Below are 23,994 nucleotides of genomic sequence, written 5' to 3' on the forward strand. Positions count from 1 at the left end.
CAGATCATCGGTCGTTGTCGATAAAATAGATAAATTTGTCTTTTTAATAACGGATTTCATGACTTGGTTACGGCGGGCTTATACCACGCCGGGATGGTTGAATAAGGTTTAGCTATTTATTTAAAGTTTCAGATATGCATTATAATTTATTGCTATTCCTGGTTTTGCTCTCCGGCGCTTTCTTTTTGATAATCCTTGCGCAAAAACTAAGGATCTCTTATCCTTTATTTTTGGTGCTGGCTGGCTTGGTAATCAGTTATATTCCCGGAATTCCTGTAGTTTCAATAGATCCGGATATGATATTTCTGATTTTTTTGCCACCGTTATTGTATGAAGCTGCCTGGTATACATCCCTGAATGAATTCTTTAAATGGAAGCGGGCAATCGGCCTTTTATCGTTCGGGCTCGTTATTTGCACCTCCAGTATTGTCGCGTTTGCTGCTTGCTATTTCATTCCGGGCTTTACAATGCCTCTTGGATTTTTACTGGGCGGGATCGTTGCGCCTCCGGACGCGGTTGCGGCAGCGTCTGTCCTGAAAAATTTGAAGGTCCCCAAGCGGGTATTAACGATCCTGGAAGGAGAGAGTCTAATCAACGATGCGTCCAGCCTGATCGTTTTTCGGTTTGCGCTGGTGGCTGTGATAACTGGTCAATTCTCTTTTCATCAGGCCGCACTCAGCTTTTTGGTGGTTACGTTCATGGGGATAGCCACAGGTCTTGTCGTAGCGCAGCTTATTTATTTAAAACACAAGTATTTGTCCACCACGGCAAATATTGATGCCGCTTTTACCCTGGTCACCCCATATTTTATGTACCTTCTTGCAGAACAGTTTCATTTTTCCGGTGTCATGGCTGTCGTTAGCGGTGGACTATTCCTTTCTTACCGGTCTCATGAAATATTTACCAGTGGACAAACCAGGTTGCAGACCGTGAACGTATGGTCGACACTGGTGGTTATGTTAAACGCGTTGGTATTTATCCTGATAGGGCTGGAACTTCCCGTCATTATCAAGGGCTTGCAGGGCTATTCGGTAGCCGAGGCGTGGCGGTATGGGGTTATTATCAGTCTGATCGTCGTATTGGTGCGTTTCCTGTGGATCTATCCCGGGACTTTTGTTCCCAGAATGCTTTTCAAGCGTATCAGGCAATCAGAAGCCAACCCGGGTTGGAAAGGACCATTTGTACTCAGTTGGGCAGGTATGCGGGGTGTAGTATCCCTGGCTGCCGCACTTTCCCTGCCGACGGTAATTAACCAGGCACAGCCATTTCCGCACCGTAACCTGATCATATTTATAACGTTCGTTGTTATCCTGGTTACCCTGGTAATACAGGGTTTTACCCTTCCGTTTGTGATAAAGGCCATCAAGATACAAGAAATTGATCCGGTGGCTTCTGACGAAAAAGAGGAGGCCGGCATAAAACTTCGGCTTATACATGTCGCGCTAAAGAAAATCGAAGACAGCTATTATTTAGAAGCAGACCACAATAGGTTTATCAATGGATTGAGAAGTGATCTGCAAAGACGGGTCACTGTGACGTCGGAAAAATTACAATCATTGTTGGGGGACGATGTAGAGGAATCGGAATTGGAATTTTATAATAAAACGCTGAAAGAAATATATCACGTGCAAAGAAGCGAGCTTTATCTGATCCGGAAAGAAAAGATTTTTAGCGATGCCGCTATCCGTAAGGAAGAAACCCAGATTGACTTAGCAGAAGCTAGACTTAGTCCTCACCGGCATTGATCGTTTCATAAACACTTTTAGGCGAGCTGCGGGAAGCCGCCCGGATACCAGAAAGAAAACAAAGGCTGTATTGTCCGTCGGTAAAAACAGCCATAAAAATATACAGGATAGGTAATTTATCCATTACAAAGACCTTCTCTAAAATAGATAATTTTGTCTATTTTAAGAGTTGCACAACAATTTAAAATTAACAACAATGAAAATTTCAAAGAAGACTGTATTAATTACAGGCGGGGGATCAGGTATCGGTCATGAAACCGCCAAATTGCTAAGCGCCAAAGGAAACAACGTGCTTATTATCGGCAGAAACGGTGATAAACTAAAGAAATCTGCTGAAGGGCTAAGCAATGTTTCCACTTTTGAGGCCGATATCACAAACGCAAAGGATGTCCTCAGACTGGTGAAAAAAATTACAGCGGATTTTGGGGACCTTAGTTTAGTGATCAACAACGCTGCAGCGGCAAACGTCTATAAACATTCGGCGGAATCATTATCGTTTGATAAGGCCAGCGAAGAGATGTCCACCAACTATTTAGCTGTTATCCGTTTGAACGAGGCTTTATTGCCATTGCTTAAAAGCCAGCCTGAGTCAGCGATTGTTAATGTAACTTCTTTAGTTGCATTTGCTCCTGTAACAGTTATCCCTACCTATTCGGATACCAAAGCTGCGTTACACTCTTATACGCTTACCTTAAGGCACACACTGGCTATAGATACGGATGTAAAAGTTTTTGAGCTGATGCCTCCTTTGGTAAATACTGCGTTTTCCAAAGATATTGGTGGCGAAGCAAATGGAATGCCTTCTAACACTGTTGCTCAGGCGCTTGTTGACGGTATCGAAAATGATGTTTATGAGATCCATGTTGGTCAGACCAAAGATTTTCGCGATTTCTTTTTCTCCAACCCAACCGAAGCTTTCCAAACCCTTAATCAGGCATAATGTACCCGATCCGCGGAACAATTAACTGAAAGTGAGCCGCTGTGCTCAGTAACCGTTAGGTACAAAAGACTATTCAGATTTATTTCGGGGTAGTCTTTTGTTTTGCTGCGGCGTCCGAGTTAGCGCAGGAAAATTTGGCTGGGCGGATCTAGTCGTATTTTCAGTATGACGACTTGCAGTATTTTACGGTTGACGAAACAAATATTTCAATTTGCTTAACAGGTGAAATATAATTAATCAGTGCACGATAACCGAAGTTCAAATTTGCCTTATCTCGGTAACGCATTATAAAATTAACGATATAAAATAATTTGAATGCGTTGCACCAGCGCTAAGTGTTTGATAACGATCAGGATGCTTTATGGTATCATATTAGCCATGATAAGGCAAAAACATAATAAAATAATTCAAATAAAATGGAAGCAAAGATTGGTATCACACAGGAGAACCTGTCCAAAGTAGCACAAGAATTGATTAAAATTCTGGCGGATGAGTATGTCTTGTATACTAAAACAAAAAACGCCCACTGGAATATTGAGGGACCGGATTTTCATAGTAAACATTTGTTTTTCGAAGGGCAGTTCGGTCAGCTTGATGAATTGGTGGATAACGTGGCGGAAAGGATTCGTTCCTTGGGTCACTATGCACCAGGGTCTTTGAAAGGATTTTTAGCCCTGACGCATTTCTCTGAACAGCTTCACGAAAAGAACGACAGTGCTGGTTTTATTAAGGAACTGCTTACGGATCATGAAAGCCTGATCATTCATCTCCGGGAAAATATCAACTTGTTCGCGATCGATCTCAAGGATACCGGTTCAAGCGATTTCTTAACAGGACTGATGGAAATTCATGAGAAAATGGCCTGGATGTTAAGGTCACATTTGAAATAATCTCAATACATTCCCGATCAAGCCGGTGAAGAACTGTGGCCTGGTCGGGAATTTAGCCTTTAAAACTTAACGATTTTTACTGCGACCATAAACCAATTGTCATGGAAGAAAACATTTGCCAACATCTCAAAGAGATCAACCACCTGATACGCCCCAAGGCATACGCCTGTGAAACGTGTATGGAAAATGGAACTTCCTGGGTGCACCTGCGGACCTGTCAGACCTGCGGGACTACACTGTGCTGCGACAGTTCACCAAATTTGCATATGACCAGGCATTTTGAAGATACGGGACATCCCGTTGTTATTTCAGCAGAGCCGGGCGAACGATGGCTGTACTGCTATGCCGATAACCAAATGACCGGGTATTAAACTTCAGGTTCAACAGGAGATAGCTTTCCAAAGCCTGCGCTCATTTCTTGAAAATCAATTCCAGCCCGGTTTCTTTGAAAGCATATCATAGGCGGTTTGGTACAGGCCGTCATAACTTGTTATTGATCTATCATTGCCGATCCCGATCCGGAGGGCTTTTAAACCGGAAACACCTTGCAGGTCTTCTATTTCTAAATCCTCAACCGATCCCGAAAATACGCCCAGGTTTTGTAATATACTAATGTATTGGTAGTAAGACTCGCGCTCTTCGTCTTTTGCGTAAACGATGGTTAACTTTTCTTTTTCTGTGATACGTAACGAAGTGTCTTTAATATGCGCTTTATCGATCCGTTTTTTTACAATCTCATAACGTATATCATAGGCACCATCTAAGTCGAAATGTTTTTCATCCATCCGGAACCGAATGTTAATTGGCGTGCTGTAAACGAGGATCAGTGCAGTTAATCCCAGGGGATAGGGTAGTGTGTTCTTTAGTTTTCGCTGCGCTGTTTCCATCTCTGCCGTTACCAGCAATTGCCACATCCTGAGTCTTTCCAGTTCGGCTTCCGCAAATTCATGATCCGGATAAATAGATTCACCAATATACAGGTTGTGCTCTACGCCATCGGTTTTAAATCTTTCAAAATAATGAGGAAAAAGTTGCTGTATTTCCTCATGGCGTTTATCTAATATCGTTACCAGTATACCATTCATATCAGCTAAGGTCCTGTCATAATTCCTCCTGTTAATGGAAAAAGCTCCGCTAACTGAACCGGCCTGATCAAGATAGGCATCAATTACTGAAGTTGTTTTCGGGGAAGATGTTCGCTGTTGAGTCAATAAGGGATGAAAGAAAGTTTCCAGTAATTTTTGAATATGCTGTTCCGAATCAGATTTTAAGCCGGATGCCAGATCATCCAAAATCAGTTGGATACGGGATAAAGCCGGCGTGACCTGCGCTTCATGATTTTCAGATCCGACCAGGGTAAAAAGGCGGGCTAGTTGCCCTAATTGGTCCGTCAGGTCATTTAGTGTGCTGTTATTTCGCGTTATGGATGAATTTTGAATGTCTAACTGTGCATAGAGCGGATATACATTTTTAAATTTTATTTCCCTCAAGTCGTAACCCTTGCCAGAAGCCGTTATTCGGATAAAATTGTGAACCTCCCGTTCAAACTTCCAGTTTACGCTAGGGTGCAGCGTGGTGTAGTTATTTTGAATGACAGCCTGTACCCGGTTCCTGAATTCTGCAATCTTACGATCTATTGTGTCTGTCAGGTATTGCATTAAATTTTCCAACCTGTTCGCATTGACGCTGTTGAAGACATTCCTATGAGGAGAGGCTAATTCCAGGAAACCCAGAATACTGCCATTTTTAACGATTGGAGCGAGGATGAAACTTGCAATCTTGAAAGATTTAAAGTTCTTTGCTACGGCGCTGCCGGGGATGTGACGTATAAATTCGCTTACATCAGCGATCGCAAAATACGTGTTATCATTCACAAGTTTTTCATATGCCTCTTTAAATAAATTCCGGGTAAGGGCCTCGTTATTGCCATTCGCGAGGAGAAAGCTTTGGATCTGCTGACCAAAAGTAATATTTCTGAATTTGCCGTTTATTTCGTCGTAGGAGGTAAACCCGATCTTTACCTCACTGATCCTGAAGATGGATCTGAATACAGATTCCATTTTTAAATGCAGTTCCGGGTCATCACCATTTCCCAGGAGGTCACCTTTTAATTGCGACACCGCATTTTCAGTCGTTACGTCTATCAGGCTCATGAGTGCAAACCCTTTCATTAGCCAGGTTTCACGTGGGAACTTCTCTTTCCACAAATCAAGATCATCGTAATTGTTTAACAATCTTTTAATGTCTTTTTTAGTTAATACCGGCGTCTCTTTGATGGCTACGATCTCCAGAAAATCAGCATTATATAGAATTCTAAAATGCCGGGTATAGCCTTTTCCGGATGGTATATCGCAAAATAATGGTTTTGCGAAGTCAATGCTGGTTCCGTAAAATTGATTTAAAATAAGGCAGCAGCTGAAAACATAAAACTGGTGATCATCAAAATTGCGGATAGCGATTTCGAAATTATCCCCGGCAGCCTGGATGATCTCCCGGAAACGTTTCGAATAATTGAAGATCAATCCCTGATAGGGAATACTTAAAGCCTTTATCTCATTATTGGTCAGTAACGGAGGAAAAAGCACCCCTGAAATTTTGGCAATCAATGCTGAATTATCTTCAATTTGTTCAATGGTGGTAATCCCATCTTTGAGTTCCGGGTGTTCACGGATTTCATCAAGCAGCTTCCTGGTTGCGGAATCTTCTTTTTCGGAATATGCTAGCTCCAGGTGTTCGATAATTTTATGAAACGAGAGCCTGATCTGGAAAGGATTATCTTCGAATTCTGGAAGCGTCATGTTTTTCATATTCAATTCAATAAAAAAACGATTAAGGTATTTGGTTATTCAAGTAATTCCTTGTCTTTCATATGCTGCTGTTCTGAAATTCCCTAAACATAGCTATGGTGGAAAGATCGCAGAACAAGGTTTAGAACAGACATCCGTCAGCGGGCCGGATTCCTTCCTGATCTTTGGTCAATATTGCTTTCCCGTCGGCAAAAGTGACAATCAGGATGCTGTCAAAGTCACTATCATTCCAGACCATTGTTTTGGTCTTCTTAACGCCAAGCGCTTTCAATACCGGTAATATCGCATGGTGTTCCCAAATAATGATAACCGTTCCGGTTTCTCCCAAAAGCGCTTGAGCAACGCCTTCATCGTCTTCCTCAGCGTACTTTGAGTTAATATTCAGATTGTATTTAACTGCATAGGGCGTTATGGTTTGCAACATCCTGGCGCGACCTGTAGACTTACCTGATTTGAGAGAGGGCACATAGATCCCGGAGGCGTTGCCAAATTTTTTATATAGAACCGTGGGGAGCAGCATAGACCTGTTTAACCCGCGGCAGTCAAGGTTATCACCATCGGCTGGCTTTTCCGCGTGCCGTATAAAGACAAGCCTCAACTTTCTATCCTGCGCGGCTACATGTCCGTTATAAGTTATTGCCGGTAGTAATATGATAAGTAATGCTATGATGTTCTTCATGATTAGATGAGATGAATTTATGAGTATCTGAATCGCCCGGGATATCCCTGTAACCGCTGCGCCATTTTAAAATTAACCAGGTCAAAGGCTTTTACTTGCTTTTAATTTGAACTTCACAATAAAACCAACACTATCAAATACCTATCCGGCTGCCAAAATTTTTTTTCGGGCCACGCCAAAAAAGTAGAAACTGATACAGGTTAAAACTGCAAAAGCGATATAGGCCGATGCCAAAAGCATCTGGTCATTGATGAGGAAGATCGTGGCTAGTCCATAACTGAATACTGATGTTAAAAAATATAGGCCCCCGCCGGTTACTCCGCTGGCAATACCGGTATTTTTAGTGAACCGCTGCAGGCAGTACGCGAAAATGTTATTAAAAATAAATCCGGATAACAGGTGTATGGCCAGTGTGAAACCCATGAATAGATAAATATTGCTCTTGTAGCGGGATACCACCGCCATGCCAACGGCAAACAAAGTTTGCAGCAATATTACTACGACCAGCTTTTTAAGGAATGGCCGGGTGATCAGTAATTTTGAAATGATACCACCTGCCATAAAAGAGATCCCTGAAAGTAGCGAGCAGTATCCGGTCACTATCGGAGATAAGAGATAACGGTGTTCAATGATAAAAGGACTGCTCATGCTGTAAATAACCAACATGGAATAGTTGAGGGAAACGATGATAAGCCCTAAGCTGTAATCAGTAGTCGTCAGCACCTTACGATAAGCCGCCAAAATGGACCGGGCTTTGAATGGATGTCGCACAATTAAAGATTCTCTGCCATACTTCAGTTCAAGCGACATAACGATCAACGTATAAGCACCCAAAAAATAGAAGTTGGATTGCCAGCCAAAAAGTTTCTGCAGATAAGCGCCAACAAATGGGGCGACAATGGGTGCTGTCGCCCAGATGATGGAGAACAGGCTTGTGTAATGTTTAAGCTTTTCACCGGCAAAAGTATCGATGAAAAAGGCCCTTTTGCTGACGACAATAAGTGCGGCAGTGATGCCTTGCAGCACACGCATAACCTGGATCAGGTTAATGTCATGTGAAGAGGCTATCGCAAAACTGGCGAGGCTGAACAAAAGGAGTGAAGCTGTACCGAGCCTGTAGCGTCCAAAGCTATCTAAAAGACTGCCAACAAAGACCTGGCCTAGTCCATAACTGATCATAAATACCACCAGCGTCAGCTGAACAGTGGAAGCCTGCACGTGCAACTGGGTTGCTATCGTAGGAAGAGAGGGAACATAAATGTCAGTGGCAAAACCCGATAATGGGATCAGTGCAAAAGATAAAACAGTTCGGATTGTCTGATTTCTGGGAATCGTAATTTCCATGTTGCTTAATGTCTCGTTCATAGGCTTAATTTTCGGAGATCCATTCCGTTATGGCTTTTACCGTATCCCCGTAAAAAACCTGATAGGTGTCTTCAGTTACGTAACCGATATGTGGTGTCGCGATAACGTTCGGTAAATGAGTATATGGATGACCCGCATCGAGCGGCTCCACGTCGAAAACATCCAATACAGCTCCTGCAATCTGGTTGTTCGTTAAAGCATTGATCAACGCGGCTTCATTTACAATCGGCCCCCGGGAAGTATTGATCAGAATAGCCGCAGGCTTCATTAAGTTGAGTTCAGTAACAGATACTAATCCCCGGGAACTGGCATTCAGCGGTACATGAATGGTTATAAAATCTGATTCGGAAAATAACTGCTCTTTAGTAACTTTCAATGCTCCCGCAGCTTGTGCGGTGTCTTCTGTCAGGTTTGGGCTCCAAGCCAGTATTTTCATGTCAAAAGCTTGAGCATAGACTGCTATTTTCGCGCCGATGTTGCCCAGCCCGATAATGCCGATCGTCCGGCTGCTCAAGTCTTTACCAATGGTTGACTGCCACTTTCCTGATCTTAAATTATGGGTTTCCTGCGGGATGTGACGTGCGGCAGCGAGTAGCAATGCCCAGGTAAGTTCCGGGGCGCCGGAACTTACATACCCGGTGTTTTTGATGATTATCCCAAGCTCAGCGGCTGTTTCATGATCAATGGAATGATTGCGGGGCCCGGTGGAAACCAGGAGTTTTAAGTTTGGTAATTGCCTGAGCATACTGCCGCTGAGTGGTGTTCTTTCCCTCATGACGCAGATGACCTGGAAAGGTAAAAGCCGGGCGACGATAGCGCTTTCCTGATCCTGGTGGTCGTTATAAACTGTTATACCGGCCATTTCCGATAAAACCGACCAATCAGCACATGTTAGGGCTACATTTTGATAGTCATCAAGTATTGCGATTTGGATGTTATTTTTCATAAAAGAGTTTTTATCATTAAAGAAGAAAGCTTACCGCCTATAACAGTCAATTTTATTAGCTCAATATCACGGGGCCCTCTGCATATCTTCCTAAAGCATACAGGTCACGCTATTTTTTTAGCTTTTCGGGTAGTTTTTCGAGCAGTTCTGCTGTCGTATAAATAGCATGTGCAAACGCTGGCCCGTTCAGCTCGTGCGCCGCCTGCATGCCAGCAAATGAAAATGCTGCTGTAGCATCCCGGACAAGCGTTACATGGTAACCAAGCTCCATTCCATAACGACCGGTTGACTCCAGGCAGGAATTGGCCAGCATGCCGATTAGAATGATATGGGATACACCATGCTGTTTCAGCTGTAGGTCAAGATCTGTATTTGCGAAACCGCTTTGACCAAAATGTTCATGAACAATAACGTCGCCCGCTCTGGGGCCGTATTCCGGATTAAATTCTCCTCCCCAGGTACCCTTGCCGAAGATCTGCAGGTCAAGGTTTTTCAACTGGGTAGCGTTAGGGAATTTCCAGAATTGCCTGTCTGAAGTAGTTGGCCTGCGGTGAGGCACTATGAACACCTGAACGCCGATTTCCCTGATCCTGGAAATAATGTCTTTCATGTTTTCCAGCGTATTGGTTTTCTCACGTACCTCTTTGGTTTGTTCAAAAAGCTTACCGCCCTCCGTCATGAAGTCATTATAAGGATCAATGATTAATAAGCCGGTATTTGCTTTGGTGTAGTTTTCGTATTGACGAACCTTGTTTTCTGAAGGCATATGAGTTTTCGTTTAGTGAGAGAATTGGGAGATAACCGGAATTTATTTCGAACGAAGTTATTTACAATTTCCATAAAATAGATAATTTTATCTATTTTATGACATCCATCGGACTGATGGTCTGTGAGGTTTAAATTATTTTTGACCGAAAGTCATTTTTTAACATAGGTGAATGCGGAAGAGAATTTGATTAATGATTTTTACGGATTAGTACCCAGACGTTCCGCATCAAATGTGGGGCATACATTTCACCAAATTCTTAAATAGCTAACCTTTCGGAAAGACTGGTTAGCGAAAAAAATTACACAATATGCTAATTTCATCGAATAAACCAACCATACTGGTTTTAGGCGCTTCCGGGCAGATAGGCCGACTAATCGTAAACAATCTGCATACGCTGGACGACGTAAATGTCCGGGTAACATCCCGGCATCCCCAGGAAGTAAAACGTTTAAAAGACAATGGGGAAGACGTTGTTTATCTTGATTTGGACCGTGCGGAAACTTTTGCAACGGCCCTTGCCGGTGTTGACAGGGTCTTCCTGTTAACGGGATATTCGGTAGCGATGCTGACTCAAAGTAAAATATTAATTGATTCCGCCAAAAAGGCTGGTGTAGAACATATTGTGCACCTGGGTATCTTCGGTGAATGGGATTGTACAGACCCGCATTTCGCATGGCATCAGTTAATAGAGAGTTATATAAAAACAAGTGGTATCGTGTGGACAAACCTGCATCCCAACATGTTTATGGAAAATGTCCTTGCTTTCTTTGCTCCGAAGAATGGCAAATTTTCAACTTATTGGGGAAATCAGCGGATGGGCTGGGTGGCGGGACATGACATCGCAGCTGTTGCATCAAAAGTTCTCTACGATGGGCCGCTAAAACATGCTGGCAAAGATTACTGGATGAGCACCGAGGTGCTGGATGCTTCAGACATTGCCGGGATTCTTAGCGAAGTACTTGAAAAGGAAATAATTGGAGAAGTACAATCGCATGATAAGTTTAAAGCGGTTTTTACCAGTGGAACTGTACCGGTTGAAAGCTGGTATGCAGAAGGCGCCATAGAGTTTACCAGGCAGGTGAGTAACGGTGAAATGGGGTATATCGGAACGATCCGGAATGATGTGCCTTTTGTCACCGGAAAACCGGCATTGCGGTTCAGGGAGTGGGCCATTATCCATAAAGAGCAACTGGCTGCAGCTTCAAACTCAAATTAATAGCAGGAACTTATCATTCACAAGCAAAATTTACATCAAAAAATGAAATACTTCTTTATTTACGCGCACCCGGAGCCAACATCTCTTTCGGGCTTTTTAATGGCCAGGGCAGTTCAGTCACTCCAGGCATCGGGGCATGAGGTTATCGTGTCTGACCTTTATGCGATGGAATGGAAGGCGGTCGCCGATGAAAATGACTTTCCCAGGCGGCAAACCGATACAGGCTCTCCGCTTAATTATGCTGCTGCATCCCGTAAAGCTTTTAGTGAAGGGACCCAATCTCCTGATGTGGCCGGAGAACAGCAAAAACTCCTGTGGGCGGATGTGGTGATCCTCCAGTTTCCGATCTGGTGGTATGGTATGCCTGCTATTCTCAAAGGATGGTTCGATCGTGTATACGCTAATGGGTTTGCCTATGGCGTAGGCCAACACGGCGGCAATAAATGGGGAGACCGTTTTGGCGAGGGCGTAATGAAGGGCCGCCGCGCAATGGTAGCCATGACCGTAGGCGGTCGAATGGCCCATTATGGTCCCCGCGGCGTCAATGGCGCGATGGATGATGTGCTTTGGCCAATTCAGCACGGACTTTTATTTTACCCAGGTTTTACTGTTATACCACCAGCAATTTTTTATGAGGTTGGAAAAGCCGATGACGCAGCTGTTGAGGTAATGGCGCAGGCATACATTAAAAATCTCCTTGAAGCAAACCAGGTAGAACCTATTCCTTTTCGTTCTCAAAACGGCGGCGATTATGACGACGTGCAAGTTTTAAAACAGGAACTGGATAACGGGTTCCAGGGTCATGCCTTACACCAAAATGGCGCTGTATTTATTTCAAATATAGCGCTTGGTAAACCGGGCGATTATTCACCGCAGCATTTCGCGCCCGATTCCCGAAGCTAAATATTTAACATTATATCATATGGACAACATCAATAAAACGACTGCAGCGTGGGATTTTACTACCGTTGCTTTAAAAGCTGAGATCGCGAGGTCAGCCGATGAAACCTGGTCGGTCGTCGGCAATTTTTCGGACACACGGAAATTTCTTCCTGTAATAAATAAAATGATATCCGGCATCGGTGGCCTGGGTTCCATTCGCCAGATCGGTGAAGAGATTTTCGAGGTGCTCGTAGGGATCGGCCGGCATTCCTACACTTATGCGCAAGTCGCAGGCCCCATGGCGCCTTATCAATACCATGGCTGTATCGTGGTAGAAGAGACCGGTGAATCAACCTGTAGGGTCATATACACGTTAAGCTATAATGAAGCTTTATTAGATGAAGAAACAAAAGGGCAGGAACGTGAAAGGATAAGCAAACGTTTTCAGGGCGCTGTAGATGCAATGAAAAAAGCGGTCGAAAATGTTTCTTAAATGAGTCTGGCAATAATAGATACAAAAGTATAAAAAAGGAGCTATCCTCACCGGTCTCCTGCACATTACTCAGCTCCCTTTTGTTTTTTTGTATAATAAAATGGTTGCCCGTGTAGAAATATTCGGGCAACCATTGCTCATTACAGGGGAAATTAAGCGGTTAAACCGCCATCGATAGTAAGTGTAGAGCCGGTTATAAAACCTGAATCAGGGCCTGCTAAAAAGTTAACCAGGGCAGCGATCTCCGTTGTTTTACCGTATCGGCCCAAAGCGATTTTTTTACGGTATGAGTCGGCAAACTCTCCAGAATCAGGATTCATGTCTGTATCAATAGGGCCGGGCTGAACTGTGTTTACGGTAATTCCCCTTGAGCCAAGATCCCATGCATAACCTCTTGAATAGGCTGACGCGGCAGCTTTGGTAGCGGCATAATCTGTCAGGTAAGCGGTACCTAAGTGGTTTGCAACCGCAGAGCTGATGGTGATGATCCTACCCCCGTCACCCATATATTTGGCAGCCTCGCGGATAGCTGCCGCAATACCTCTGATATTAACATCTATTTGTTTGTCATACTGGGCGGCATTTTCATCGGCCTGTTCAATGGGGCCGGTAACAAAAAGGGCTGCATTATTGACCAGGATGTCTAGCGCACCGAAATGATCGACCGTCTTTTTAACTGCAGCGGCGATTTCCTTTGGATTGCCGCTATCCGCTTTTATAGCCAGCGCTTTACCACCGCTCTTTTCTATCCCGGAGATGATCACCTCGGCTTTTTCAGGTGAATTCACATAAGTGAAGGCTACCGTTGCGCCCTCTGATGCCAGTTTACTGACTATTGCTGCTCCTATTCCGCGGCTACCACCGGTAACCAGGGCTATTTTTCCATTGAGTGTTGACATTTTATTGTTTTGAAGTATATTAATCTTGTTTTTAAAATCTAATCAATTGAATTAATTAATGAATCCCGATATCCTGCAACTAGTTTTCAGGATTCGCGTTTGCTATCGGTTTAATGCAATACCCGGACGTTACTTCCCTGCGACATTTTGGGGTGATTCTTTAGCGACCGCCCACCAATGTATAATATGACCAATGCCAGCAGGGCAGATATAAACATGATCATCGCCAGCGGGATAGGGGTCGTACTTTTAAACATGCTCACTGCAATTGCGGATAAACCTGCGATTCCCCATTGAAGAAGTCCGAACAGTGATGCGGCCGTACCAGCATTTTTTTCAAACGGAGCCATAGATAATGCGGCGGCATGCGGATTCAAGATGCCGATGCAGCTGAGAAAGATGAAAATGATAACTGCTGTTCCCCCTATACCAAACCAGCCATAGTTCAAGCCTACAAAAAACAAGATACTGATGGCAACCATAAGTGACACCGCGCCGCCAACGATCTGATCAGGCTGATAATATTTAGAAAATATCCGGTTGAGCTGGCTGGAACAAACAAAACCCATGGCGAGAATGGCAAAGATCCAACCATACGTGTGGTTTGATATGCCGTAACCTTCCATGAAAATCATCGGAGAATCAGTAACGTAAGCAAATAAACCCGATAACGCGATGCCGCCGCCAACCGCGTAAGTAATGAATTGGGGCTCCCGAATCACTTCCCAAAAACCCAATAATATTGGTTTGGCTTTGAGAGAATGCGACTTATCAGGTTGCCGGGACTCTGGCAGGAATATGATCACCGTTATCAAAATCACAAACGCTAAAAGAAAAAGGGCCACAAAAATAGCTTGCCATCCAAAAGCCGAAGCAATAAAACCACCCAAAGTAGGAGCGATCATGGGCGATGCGCCAAGTACCAGTAACAGCAATGAAAATATTTTAGCGTTATCTTCGACCGGAAACAGATCACGTACCATTGTCATGGATACTACGCCGGCAGCGCAGCTTCCGATAGCCTGAATAAATCTAAGCGCGATAAGCGCTTGGATAGAGGGCGCGAAATAACAACCTGCAGATGCCACAAGATATAAAACCAGACCGGCATAAAGCGGCTTTTTTCTTCCATACCGGTCTAAAAGCGGTCCATACAAGATTTGTCCGAGTGATATTCCGATAAAAAAACTGGAAAGGCTTAAAGTAACTTCAGCTGTTGTGATATGGAAACTTTTCGCTATTGCTGGAAATCCGGGTAAATACATATCAATGGAGAAAGGTCCGAGTGCCGTTAAAGCCCCCAGGATAAATATTAAAATATAGTAGCGCTGCGTGGTCATTGATGAATTCTAAAAAAGATAAAAATGTCTATTTTCTAATAGTGAGATAACGGATTTCGTTGTCTTTAGCTTTATTAAGCATCACCAAAATTAGAACTAAAAAGCGCGCTAATGATTATATAATCATAATTAGACGTTGATATGACTTATGAATCTGTTTTGTGGTAAAAGGAAGCGAGCGTATAAATAGATAAAAATATCTTAAATATACCTGGTTGGAGATGAGTGGGCTTTATTAATGATCGTTAACGTTCCTTTACTGAAAGTTAAAAAGTTCAGGAAAAGGCCAATTACGACTGATCCTTTTCCTGATCTTTAATCAGTTAAAAGCCATAAGCCGCCATCCAACGATCTTTCCATTCTATAGTAGCATTGTTATACGCGGTATCCATGCCTTTTGCATTAGGGTCAACCGGTGTTCGGAAAGGTCGTTTTCCTTTTTTCATATTAACCAGTGAAAGGGCTGCGTCGGCGACCAGCTGAGGGTCGGGTGCTGCATCCGTTAAGATTTTTACAAACAGGGACTGGATATGTGCGGCCATTTCGGCGGTTTGGCTTCCATATGATTCCTGGATACCATCCCGGTCTGCATTTGTTCCGGGTTTGCCCATGATTTCCGTCAGGAAGGCTCCCGGCTCAATCAACACCGTTTCAATTCCCTGCCCTGTCAGTTCATGGTAAGAGCCTTCAATCAATCCTTCCAATGCGAATTTAGTGGCGTTATAGGCTGCCTGGAAAGGAGGGGAGATTCTGCCCACGCCACTTGATATGTTGATGATAAGACCATCTCCAGCAGCCCGCATTGCCGGTAATACGGCATTGTTGACCCTTAGTACGCCCCAAACGTTGACATCGAATAGTTTCTGTACCTGCGATACGGAAAAGGCTTCCAATAGTCCACCACCGTAAATTCCAGCATTGTTGATCACCACATCAATTTTGCCATGTGCGGAAATAATCCGGGTCACAGCCGTTTGAACAGAATCTTCGTCGGTTACATCCAGGTCGACAACTTCAGTTCCCGGAAGAGATGAAAGTGTCGCAGCTGCTCCGGCATTTTTGCCCTTCACGTCCCGCATCGACGCGATGACAGTGTGATCTTCCCCGGAAAATGTTTTGACCATTAATGCGCCGAAACCTGTACTGGAGCCGGTAATTAAGATTACTTTTTTCATAAGTTTAATTATTTATCAACAGCAAAATGCTGTGTTTGCAAATCTTGGTAAATACCTTTACTTTTGAAAGTAGTTCCCTTTTAGGAAGTACTTACTTTTGAGAAACTATCTATTATGATAAAACCCATGGAGCTATCCGCCCATTGCAGGGAACAAATGCAGGCCGTACAGGACACGATGGATGTTATGGGCGGAAAATGGAAGATCAAAATTCTGGCAATCCTGTATTTTGAAGGAACTCATTTTATGGAACTGCAGCGCAGGGTTAACGGCATAGGTTCTAAAATGCTCGCGCAGGAGCTAAAAGACCTCGAGATGAACGGGCTGGTCAATCGAACTGTCGTTGACAGCAGGCCGGTTATGGTCAAATACGAGTTAACTCCTTATGGAACTACCTTAAAAGACCTGATCGAACAAATGGAAACATGGGGTCGTAATCACCGCAAAAAGATCATAGCCGAAGAGAAAATTAAAAGTTTGCAGCAGCCCGCGTCGTAATTTCAATGTCAAATTGGATTGACCCTTATCGGTGATTTTGTTAAGGTCCCGCTTTAAATTTGCGGCAGTCGATTTTTCTATCCTGTCATAATAGATAATTTTGTCTTTTTTAACATAGGTGAATGTAATTTCCAGGATCAGGACGGACTTTTGGCTTCTATCAAAATTGAAAAGTCATGAGTGAAGTTGAAGAGTTAAAAGGAAAAGAGAGCATTAAAGCGGAAGATCAGCAATATGATTATATTATTGTTGGTGCCGGATCAGCGGGCTGTGTTATTGCACGACGCCTGCTGGATGAAACTGATGCCAAAATATTGCTGCTGGAAGCAGGTGAGCTGCAGGAAAAAGCGGATGTGATTGACAACCCCTTACGATGGATCGAAAACATTGGATCGGGACATGATTACCTTTATCCTTATCAACCATCGGAACTCCTGAACAACCGCGCGATATATGCGCCAAGAGGTAAACTGGTTGGTGGAAGCGGGAGTATCAATGCCATGATCTGGGCAAGAGGGCATGAGGATGACTATAATAGTTGGGCAGATGCCGGTAACAATGGCTGGGATTTTGAATCTGTTTTGCCCCTGTTTAAGAAAATAGAAGATTGGTTCGCTGGCGCATCGGATTTTCACGGTACCGGGGGACCGCTTCATATTTCTCAACCCAAAGAACTGCACCGCATAGATGTAGCTTCCACAGCAGCAGCCATTTCTTACGGAATACCATTTAAACCTGATATGAACAGCAGGGCGCCCGGCTCGGTCAGCCCGACAAGCACGACCGTAAAAGATGGCATCCGGTGTAGTGCTTTTTCGGGATACCTGAAGCCGGTACTTACACATAAAAACCTGACATTGTCTACCGGTGCCACGGTTACTAAACTGAATTTTGAAGGCAATCAATGTACCGGGCTTAATTACATAAAGAACGGCGATACCTTCCGTGCGACGGCGGCGAAAGAGGTTATCCTTTCCGCAGGTGCTTTCGAAAGCCCAAGGATCCTGATGCTTTCCGGTATTGGTAAAAAAGAAGATCTGCAAGATTTGGGAATCCAATGCCTGGTGGATTTGCCGGGTGTCGGCCAGAACCTCCAGGATCATCCCTTGCTGCAGTTGACCTTTCAGGCAAAACAACCGATCGGAAAATTAACCAATAACCTCGGCGGTACGATCATCTACTGGAAAAGTAATGAGGATAAGATCAAATCTGATGTCATGTTGATCCCGATAGAAGTTCCGGTTCAAAGTAGCGAGATCACAGCCACTCATCCCATCCCCGAATATTCGTTTGGTATTTTTGTCGGTCTTGTTGGTGTTAAGAGCAAGGGCTATGTAAAAATGAAAACGATGGCATACGATGGCCCGCTGGAGATTCAACCCAATCTCGTAAAAGACCCGGAAGATTTGGAAGCTTTGGCTGGTGCAATTGAATTGGGTATGGCATTGGCCCAGGAACCGGCGCTGGCAGAACAGATCGCTCAATGGGTAGCCCCTGCAAAGCCGCTGAGCAGGGAAGAAGTGCTTTCTTATATCAAAGATGCCTGCGGAACCTACTTTCATCCGGCTGGAACCTGCGCAATGGGCGACGGGTCCGAATCAGTGGTCAATGAAAAGTTAAGTGTTTATGGCGTCCGTGGTCTTCGGGTCGCTGACGCCTCCGTGATGCCACAGATACCTACCGCAAATACAAATGCGCCTACATTGATGATAGCCGAGTTTATGGCTGAGGTGCTTTTAGGAAAACGGTAGTTCCTTTTGGAAGAAGAAGTATTTTAAGGCCTGTTATGCCCCGATAGAAATTTATTCGGGTATGACAGGCCTTTTTTGTTTCGCAACGGTTTTCATGTTGACTTGCTCCGAAGTTTTATTCGAAATGTTCCATTTTGCTTAATAAGACTCTGCGGGCTTTACTGGTCCAGGTAATCCTGCCCGTGTGAAACTTGTTGATCCATAAATGTTTAGAGATATAGCCCAGGAACTTCAGTATCTCATTTTTTCTACGCGCTTGCATCCGGATTAACGGTGTTTCCAAATACTTTATTTCGGTAATCTATATTTCGAAATCACGAAATACCATGTTTTTATATTTAAAGCTTGTGGATAAAAGGTTGATATTTAAATAGTTAATAATTGGTATTGTAGTTGAAATATATTATACGATTGTCAATGAGGTCAATTCATTTTAAACGGAAAACAAATGGAACTACTGGTGTTTTACGTCACGAAAACAATTTTGGTGACTTGTGTTATTGCCATCGTTTACATCGTCGGCACCCCGGAAGAAAAATCCACAGATTTTTTTTAATCACTGGCTGTGACAAAATTAAATGACCTGCGTGAATGAATAACCGCAATGGCCTGTAAATGTATTGCAGAATATGCGGGTCATTGCCTTTTAGTCAGTACAACTAAAGCAAGCAGAAAGAATTCAGTATAAACAATTATGAAAGCATTTAATATATCTCCGTCCATTACGGTTCGTGATGATGGCTCTCTGGACAGGTACTTTAATGATATTAGAAAAATTGACGTATTATCTGCGGAAGACGAGACTGAACTCGTTTCCAGGATAAAGAAAGGCGAGCTGGATGCCCTTAATCGCCTGGTTACCGGAAATCTGCGTTTTGTTGTTTCCGTAGCCAAGCAATACCAGCATCGCGGTGTGTCGATCAGTGATCTCATAAATGAAGGTAATGTTGGTCTGATCACTGCCGCGAAGCGGTTTGATGAGAATCATGGCTGTAAATTTATTTCCTATGCGATCTGGTGGATACGCCAGGCCATCAACACCGCAGTGATTGAACAGTCACGTATGGTTCATCTTCCATACAATTTTACGACCGTAATGGGTAAATTCAATAAAGGAGTCTCTAAATTGGAACAAAAATTCGCAAGGAAGCCAACACTTGAGGAAGTTTCCGGTTACCTGAATCTGGATACCGAAAAAATGGCAGACGTTGTTGCCTTTTCCGGTAGCGAGATCTCTATGGATAAGCCGCTGACCAGCGAGGTCGGACAGACGCTTCACGATATTATTTCTACCCCGGATTATGGTGTCGATCAGGAGCTGCTCACTGATTCCAGGCAGCTGGTGATCAGGCAATCTATGGCTATCTTAAATCCAAGGGATCGTCAGATCTTAACTATGTATTTTGGGCTGGATATAGCCAGCCCTATTCCGCTGGAGGAAATAGCAGGTAAGCTGGGCATTTCTGTTGAACATACCCGCCGGATAAAAGATAGTGCACTGCTAAGGCTAAGGAACTCCTCACATGGCCCAACTCTAATGTCATGCATTAATTAATTGAATGTCTGTTAAGATTTGTTATAAAGCCTCCTCATCGTTATCAAAATAACTTTGAGGAGGCTTTTTTTAGTTGTTTTTTAAATAGTCCATGACTTTTCCGGAGTGACCGTTGCCATCCAGGAAAGCTCTGTATTTGTACACTATCTTTCCATCCAGACCTACGATAAAGGTTTCCCGGCCGGTAAGAAACAACCAGGGTTTAATACCGAATTTTTTAAGCAGTTGGTTTTCAGGGTCGCTTAGCAGGCGGAATGGCAACCGGTTTTTTAACGAGAATTTATGGTGGCTTTCTACTGAGCCTGAATTGATACCAATTACCTCTGCACCTATATCGGTAAAGTCTGTAAAACTATCTCTGAAAGCGCACGCTTCTGCGGTGCAAACGGAACTTTCATCTTTTGGATAGAAATAGATCACTAATTTTTTCTTTCCTATGATCTCGCTTGATCTAAATAATTTTCCTTGTTGGTCAAGTAGTGTAAAATCCGGGATTGTATCGCCTATCTGTAAATTTTTCATGTTTGATTTCGCTTTAATATTTAATAATACAAATGTCGCTACTGCCGCTCCGGAAAAGTTTAACCTGGGTTAATATCGGCGCGTGCCTCCATTTTTTGTTTTAGGAACGCAATTGATCACCGCCAGGTAGATTCCAGTCATCAATAAGACGCAGGGTTTTAAAATAAAAAAAGGCAAATCTTATGGATTGGCCTTAAAGGTATCTGTATTTTAAATGCTGAATACATGGTCGACTTTTAACCCGGGATTGGTATTGCTTTACCATGATTATTGAACCTGTTATTTCCTTCGTATTCAATCGCAGCTTCGAGATACCTTTTTTTACTATTGTTGATCATAGTTTCTGGGCCGCATCTAACTTGTTTTAATATTGTACAGTTTAAAAGCGAAGACAATTCGCAGAATAACATTTACAATTTGATTGATTATTCCACTTTTTGATTCCGGGTCAATTCGCTGCTTTCGATTTTTCCCGGCTTTACCATCAGGAAAGCCATCAATGCCGCTGCCAGCGCAAGTACCGCAGATGAACGAAGTATAAGTTGATAGGAATGGATAAAGCTGGTATGGTATGCTTTTTTAACTGATGTTGCCTTCACTCCGGTTATTACGCCGGGCACTGCCGCATTTCCAAGATTTTCGGCTTCTTTGATCACCTGTTTTGTCTCCGTCGCTGAAAGCGGAACGGCCTTTATTTCTTTACGCAATTGCGTAGAGAAAAATAGTACAGCCAGCGCCCCGAATATCGCATAGGCGAATACATTGGCAATTCGAGTTATGGCATTATTGATCCCGGATGCTATTCCTGAAAGCTCTTTCCGTACCGCGCCCATTACTGTACTGGTAAGCGGTGAAACTGTGAAGGCCATTCCGGTACCAAATACGATCATGCCCGGAAAAAAAGTTCCCCAATAATCGGCGGGCCCTTTGGTTTGTCCCTGTAAAGAAAGGAAGAAAAGGCCTGCACCCGCTACCAGCGGGCCAAAAGTCAGGAAAATACGGGGGCCAAATTTATCTGACAGGAAACCGGAGAACCTGGTAAACAGGAGAACCAGTATCGTAAAGGGCAAAAAGGAAAGGCCGGATTGCAGCTGGTCGTATCCCTGTATCTGAACCAGGTTCAGGGAGATAAAAAGCATGGCCGAGCCTAATGCCGCGTAGAGGAAAAATGACAGCAAATTTGCGCCGGTAAATGTCGGGTTAGAAAACAGGTTCAGGGGCATCATCGGGGACTTGCTGCGGTTCTCGATCACAACAAAGGCAGCTAATAACACGATGCCTAAAAGCACTGATCCCCAGGCTTGTAAATGATTGCCGGTTGCTGAGGCGCTGCTCAGTGCTCCGTAAGTCAGCGTGGCGAGTGAAGCGGCAATGGTTAGCGCACCTTTTACATCGAGCGCTCCGGTAGGGGCACTTCTTTCGGGTTCCCTGACATAGCGCCACAGCACGAGAAGGGCCGCAATTCCTATCGGGACATTGATAAAGAAAATATATCGCCATAACCCTGCATCTGCAAGCGCACCACCCAGTATCGGGCCGCCTAACATCACGAGTGTAGTGAATGATGACCAGGTACCTATCGCTTTACCCCGTTCATTTTCGTTGATCGAGGACGATATCAGCGACAAACTTCCGGGGATCATAAACGCGCCGCCTGCGCCCTGCAAAAGCCTGCATATGATCAGCCACGTAGCATCTGCAGCAAATCCACAGGTCGCAGACCCTATGGTAAAACAAATGATCCCATACATAAATACTTTTTTATGGCCTAAACGGTCACCCAGTGAGCCGCCAATAAGCATTAAAGAAGCAAGCATGAGCAGGTAGGCGTTTAAGATCCAGAACAGTTCACTTCCGCTGGCTTTTAATTGATGTTGCAAAGATGGCAATACGACATTTAATGCCGTAGCGTCGATGAACGCCATAGACGACGGGAGGACCGTGGCCACCATGATCCATTTTCCTTCGGTGCTTTTTAATGTTATGGTGCTCATTTTTTTCTGCGATAACTGGTAAAACCACTCCGGCAGCAGGTTGATTTACCAGCAGGAATGGTTGGTTTCCTGATTTTGTCCTTTCTGACAGATAAAGCTAAAAGAAATCTATATATTAACCTCTTTCAGGAAGGTGGCTTTTACGCCGTCTCCTTTTAATTTGCCATTGGTTGCCTTGAAAAAGGCCTGGGTATGGCTTGATGCTTTATTGATCTCAAAAGCTTCTTTCGTTCGGTATACTTCGAAGAAAACATACTTTCCTTTTTCACCGATTACTTCACTGGATGAATAATAAATTACATCTTCTTGTTTCCGTGATAACGATACCTGGGTACTGACTAATTCTAAAACTTCATCTTCAAATCCTTTCAGTGCGGTTAATTCAGCGATTACTGTAAATTGCGTTGGTTCCATTTTTTTATTTTTTTAAGAGTTTGGTTTGTTTTGCCTGCCGGTGTCAAACGGCAACGGCAAGATGTGAATGATTGACGTTTCCTTTTATCCTGCTCAGCGACTGTGGTGCCAGGCTTAGATAAGACGCTACATAATCGTTGGAAAACATCTGTTGCAGATGCGGCTCGTCTTTGAGCATTTTTTCATAACGCTGCTGAGCGGACATAGTCATCAGGGTAAACATCCTGTCATAGATGATGAGGAAAAAGCTTTCGTCAAGTTTCCGCATCCAGGTGCCGAATACCGGAATACGCTCCAGCATTTGATCGATATTCGGTGCGCTCCATTGAATAGCTTTGATCTCGGTCAGTGCCTCGATCGTTAAACTTCCCGGAGCATTGGTTAGAAAACTTTTATAATCAGTTGCAAAAAAATTCTTGGCACAGCTAAAGGGCTCATTGAAATGAAAGAACCAGGTGGTCGTCTTTCCGTTATCATCAATATAATAGGAGCGGGCCTTGCCCGATAATATAAAATAAGTGTACCTGGAATGAAGCCCGTCTCGTGTAAGTAAATTTCCTTTTGAAAAAGTCACCTCGCGCGACTGCGCTTTGATGAGTTCAGCCTCGTTGTCTCCCAGATCAACAGTTTTCCTGATGTACGCTATAAGCGGATCGCAAAAGTGTTCTTTCATTTTTTTATGAGTAATACTATAAACCCCCAGGCGTCATCAAATTGAGCCTGCCGGGTCTATAGCAATGGTGTTCCTAAATTTAGCCGTAATGGAAGCGCCTGATCGTAAGATCTTACCTGTAGATAATATCATCTCCATCTGTGCGGCTGATTCATTTCTTATCAGACCTTATGCCCGATGCTTTATTTTACATAATCGTTAATGGTTTCGGCAGAACGTATTTCTGCCTCCTTCGGGTCCTCTCCGGCATTTCGGAGCGCCCGGCGCTGACGTAAAAGATCCCAGTATTGATCTAGTTCAGTTTTGATATGATGTAATTCTTTTACATCTTCATTAGAATGGTCCCCGTTCCTGTAAAGGCTTTCTTCTTTGGCAGTAAGCTTCTTAATGTGAGCCATTGCGGAGTTGTCATTTGCTGTGTTTTCCATGAGCTTTGTCGTT

General features: G+C 43.7%; 24 protein-coding genes. 10 read left to right on the plus strand and 14 right to left on the minus strand.

Annotated elements, in window-relative coordinates; genetic code table 11:
- Positions 1 to 134: 134 nt before the first annotated feature.
- The gene (locus M2273_RS00300) at positions 135 to 1,745 is read left to right on the plus strand and encodes a Na+/H+ antiporter (protein ID WP_429391569.1); all 1,611 of its coding nucleotides are present in this window, start codon (positions 135 to 137) and stop codon (positions 1,743 to 1,745) included.
- On the opposite strand, the gene M2273_RS00305 is transcribed toward M2273_RS00300, so the two are convergent.
- Positions 1,726 to 1,869 (minus strand): hypothetical protein, encoded by a 144-nt coding sequence (locus M2273_RS00305; RefSeq protein WP_429391571.1) that lies wholly within the window; start codon positions 1,867 to 1,869, stop codon positions 1,726 to 1,728. The genes M2273_RS00300 and M2273_RS00305 overlap by 20 nt on opposite strands.
- Positions 1,870 to 1,941: 72 nt before the next feature.
- Here M2273_RS00305 and M2273_RS00310 point away from each other — a divergent pair, with 72 nt between their 5' ends.
- The 3 genes from M2273_RS00310 to M2273_RS00320 all read left to right on the plus strand — a co-directional run bounded on the left by M2273_RS00310 (position 1,942) and on the right by M2273_RS00320 (position 3,946).
- Positions 1,942 to 2,685, plus strand: a complete 744-nt coding sequence (locus M2273_RS00310; RefSeq protein WP_429391573.1) for an SDR family oxidoreductase — start codon at positions 1,942 to 1,944, stop codon at positions 2,683 to 2,685.
- 416 nt (positions 2,686 to 3,101) lie between these two features.
- Positions 3,102 to 3,575 carry a Dps family protein gene (locus tag M2273_RS00315; protein ID WP_110582368.1) on the plus strand — a complete coding sequence of 158 codons (474 nt, stop codon included), beginning with the start codon at positions 3,102 to 3,104 and terminating at the stop codon, positions 3,573 to 3,575.
- Between the two features lie 101 nt (positions 3,576 to 3,676).
- A complete protein-coding gene (locus M2273_RS00320; protein ID WP_429391576.1) occupies positions 3,677 to 3,946 on the plus strand; it encodes a UBP-type zinc finger domain-containing protein in 270 nt (89 codons plus the stop codon).
- A gap of 54 nt (positions 3,947 to 4,000) precedes the next feature.
- On the opposite strand, the gene M2273_RS00325 is transcribed toward M2273_RS00320, so the two are convergent.
- The 5 genes from M2273_RS00325 to M2273_RS00345 all read right to left on the minus strand — a co-directional run bounded on the left by M2273_RS00325 (position 4,001) and on the right by M2273_RS00345 (position 10,138).
- Positions 4,001 to 6,373 carry a GAF domain-containing protein gene (locus tag M2273_RS00325; RefSeq protein ID WP_429391579.1) on the minus strand — a complete coding sequence of 791 codons (2,373 nt, stop codon included), beginning with the start codon at positions 6,371 to 6,373 and terminating at the stop codon, positions 4,001 to 4,003.
- A 130-nt stretch (positions 6,374 to 6,503) separates the two neighbouring features.
- A complete protein-coding gene (locus tag M2273_RS00330; protein ID WP_429391582.1) occupies positions 6,504 to 7,061 on the minus strand; it encodes a histidine phosphatase family protein in 558 nt (185 codons plus the stop codon).
- A gap of 141 nt (positions 7,062 to 7,202) precedes the next feature.
- The gene (locus tag M2273_RS00335) at positions 7,203 to 8,426 is read right to left on the minus strand and encodes an MFS transporter (RefSeq protein WP_429391585.1); all 1,224 of its coding nucleotides are present in this window, start codon (positions 8,424 to 8,426) and stop codon (positions 7,203 to 7,205) included.
- Positions 8,427 to 8,430: 4 nt separating this feature from the next.
- Positions 8,431 to 9,372 carry a D-2-hydroxyacid dehydrogenase family protein gene (locus M2273_RS00340; RefSeq protein ID WP_429391587.1) on the minus strand — a complete coding sequence of 314 codons (942 nt, stop codon included), beginning with the start codon at positions 9,370 to 9,372 and terminating at the stop codon, positions 8,431 to 8,433.
- 109 nt (positions 9,373 to 9,481) lie between these two features.
- A complete protein-coding gene (locus M2273_RS00345; RefSeq protein WP_429391590.1) occupies positions 9,482 to 10,138 on the minus strand; it encodes a cysteine hydrolase in 657 nt (218 codons plus the stop codon).
- A 310-nt stretch (positions 10,139 to 10,448) separates the two neighbouring features.
- Between M2273_RS00345 and M2273_RS00350 the strand changes: the two genes are divergently transcribed.
- The 3 genes from M2273_RS00350 to M2273_RS00360 are packed head-to-tail and all read left to right on the plus strand — an operon-like array spanning position 10,449 to position 12,732.
- Positions 10,449 to 11,357: an NmrA family NAD(P)-binding protein gene (locus tag M2273_RS00350; RefSeq protein WP_429391591.1), complete on the plus strand. Its 909-nt coding sequence runs from the start codon at positions 10,449 to 10,451 to the stop codon at positions 11,355 to 11,357.
- A gap of 42 nt (positions 11,358 to 11,399) precedes the next feature.
- Positions 11,400 to 12,260 carry an NAD(P)H-dependent oxidoreductase gene (locus tag M2273_RS00355; protein WP_429391593.1) on the plus strand — a complete coding sequence of 287 codons (861 nt, stop codon included), beginning with the start codon at positions 11,400 to 11,402 and terminating at the stop codon, positions 12,258 to 12,260.
- 19 nt (positions 12,261 to 12,279) lie between these two features.
- Positions 12,280 to 12,732 (plus strand): SRPBCC family protein, encoded by a 453-nt coding sequence (locus tag M2273_RS00360; protein ID WP_429391596.1) that lies wholly within the window; start codon positions 12,280 to 12,282, stop codon positions 12,730 to 12,732.
- Positions 12,733 to 12,884: 152 nt separating this feature from the next.
- Here M2273_RS00360 and M2273_RS00365 read toward each other — a convergent pair whose 3' ends face one another.
- The 3 genes from M2273_RS00365 to M2273_RS00375 all read right to left on the minus strand — a co-directional run bounded on the left by M2273_RS00365 (position 12,885) and on the right by M2273_RS00375 (position 16,146).
- A complete protein-coding gene (locus tag M2273_RS00365; protein ID WP_429391598.1) occupies positions 12,885 to 13,631 on the minus strand; it encodes an SDR family oxidoreductase in 747 nt (248 codons plus the stop codon).
- 110 nt (positions 13,632 to 13,741) lie between these two features.
- The gene (locus M2273_RS00370; protein ID WP_429391600.1) at positions 13,742 to 14,971 is read right to left on the minus strand and encodes a multidrug effflux MFS transporter; all 1,230 of its coding nucleotides are present in this window, start codon (positions 14,969 to 14,971) and stop codon (positions 13,742 to 13,744) included.
- Between the two features lie 323 nt (positions 14,972 to 15,294).
- Positions 15,295 to 16,146 (minus strand): SDR family oxidoreductase, encoded by an 852-nt coding sequence (locus tag M2273_RS00375; protein WP_429391603.1) that lies wholly within the window; start codon positions 16,144 to 16,146, stop codon positions 15,295 to 15,297.
- A gap of 114 nt (positions 16,147 to 16,260) precedes the next feature.
- On the opposite strand from M2273_RS00375, the gene M2273_RS00380 reads away from it, so the two are divergent.
- The 3 genes from M2273_RS00380 to M2273_RS00390 all read left to right on the plus strand — a co-directional run bounded on the left by M2273_RS00380 (position 16,261) and on the right by M2273_RS00390 (position 19,950).
- Positions 16,261 to 16,644, plus strand: a complete 384-nt coding sequence (locus tag M2273_RS00380; protein WP_429391606.1) for a winged helix-turn-helix transcriptional regulator — start codon at positions 16,261 to 16,263, stop codon at positions 16,642 to 16,644.
- A gap of 176 nt (positions 16,645 to 16,820) precedes the next feature.
- A complete protein-coding gene (locus M2273_RS00385) occupies positions 16,821 to 18,395 on the plus strand; it encodes a GMC family oxidoreductase (protein ID WP_429391609.1) in 1,575 nt (524 codons plus the stop codon).
- Between the two features lie 694 nt (positions 18,396 to 19,089).
- Positions 19,090 to 19,950, plus strand: coding sequence for a sigma-70 family RNA polymerase sigma factor (locus M2273_RS00390; RefSeq protein ID WP_429391611.1), 861 nt, complete (start codon positions 19,090 to 19,092; stop codon positions 19,948 to 19,950).
- Between the two features lie 69 nt (positions 19,951 to 20,019).
- Here the strand turns inward: M2273_RS00390 and M2273_RS00395 are convergent, their stop codons facing one another.
- The 5 genes from M2273_RS00395 to M2273_RS00415 all read right to left on the minus strand — a co-directional run bounded on the left by M2273_RS00395 (position 20,020) and on the right by M2273_RS00415 (position 23,981).
- Entirely contained in the window at positions 20,020 to 20,472 is a 453-nt protein-coding gene (locus M2273_RS00395; protein ID WP_110582382.1) for a peroxiredoxin, read from the minus strand.
- Between the two features lie 425 nt (positions 20,473 to 20,897).
- Positions 20,898 to 22,466, minus strand: coding sequence for an MFS transporter (locus M2273_RS00400; protein ID WP_429391613.1), 1,569 nt, complete (start codon positions 22,464 to 22,466; stop codon positions 20,898 to 20,900).
- A gap of 108 nt (positions 22,467 to 22,574) precedes the next feature.
- Positions 22,575 to 22,880, minus strand: a complete 306-nt coding sequence (locus tag M2273_RS00405; protein WP_110582384.1) for an antibiotic biosynthesis monooxygenase — start codon at positions 22,878 to 22,880, stop codon at positions 22,575 to 22,577.
- A gap of 43 nt (positions 22,881 to 22,923) precedes the next feature.
- Complete coding sequence (locus M2273_RS00410; RefSeq protein WP_429391616.1) at positions 22,924 to 23,553, minus strand: Crp/Fnr family transcriptional regulator; 630 nt, start codon at positions 23,551 to 23,553, stop codon at positions 22,924 to 22,926.
- A gap of 182 nt (positions 23,554 to 23,735) precedes the next feature.
- Entirely contained in the window at positions 23,736 to 23,981 is a 246-nt protein-coding gene (locus M2273_RS00415) for a DUF2630 family protein (RefSeq protein ID WP_429391618.1), read from the minus strand.
- Positions 23,982 to 23,994 lie beyond the last annotated feature (13 nt).

This window comes from Mucilaginibacter lappiensis (assembly GCF_050433765.1).
Classification (GTDB): Bacteria; Bacteroidota; Bacteroidia; order Sphingobacteriales; family Sphingobacteriaceae; genus Mucilaginibacter; species Mucilaginibacter lappiensis_A.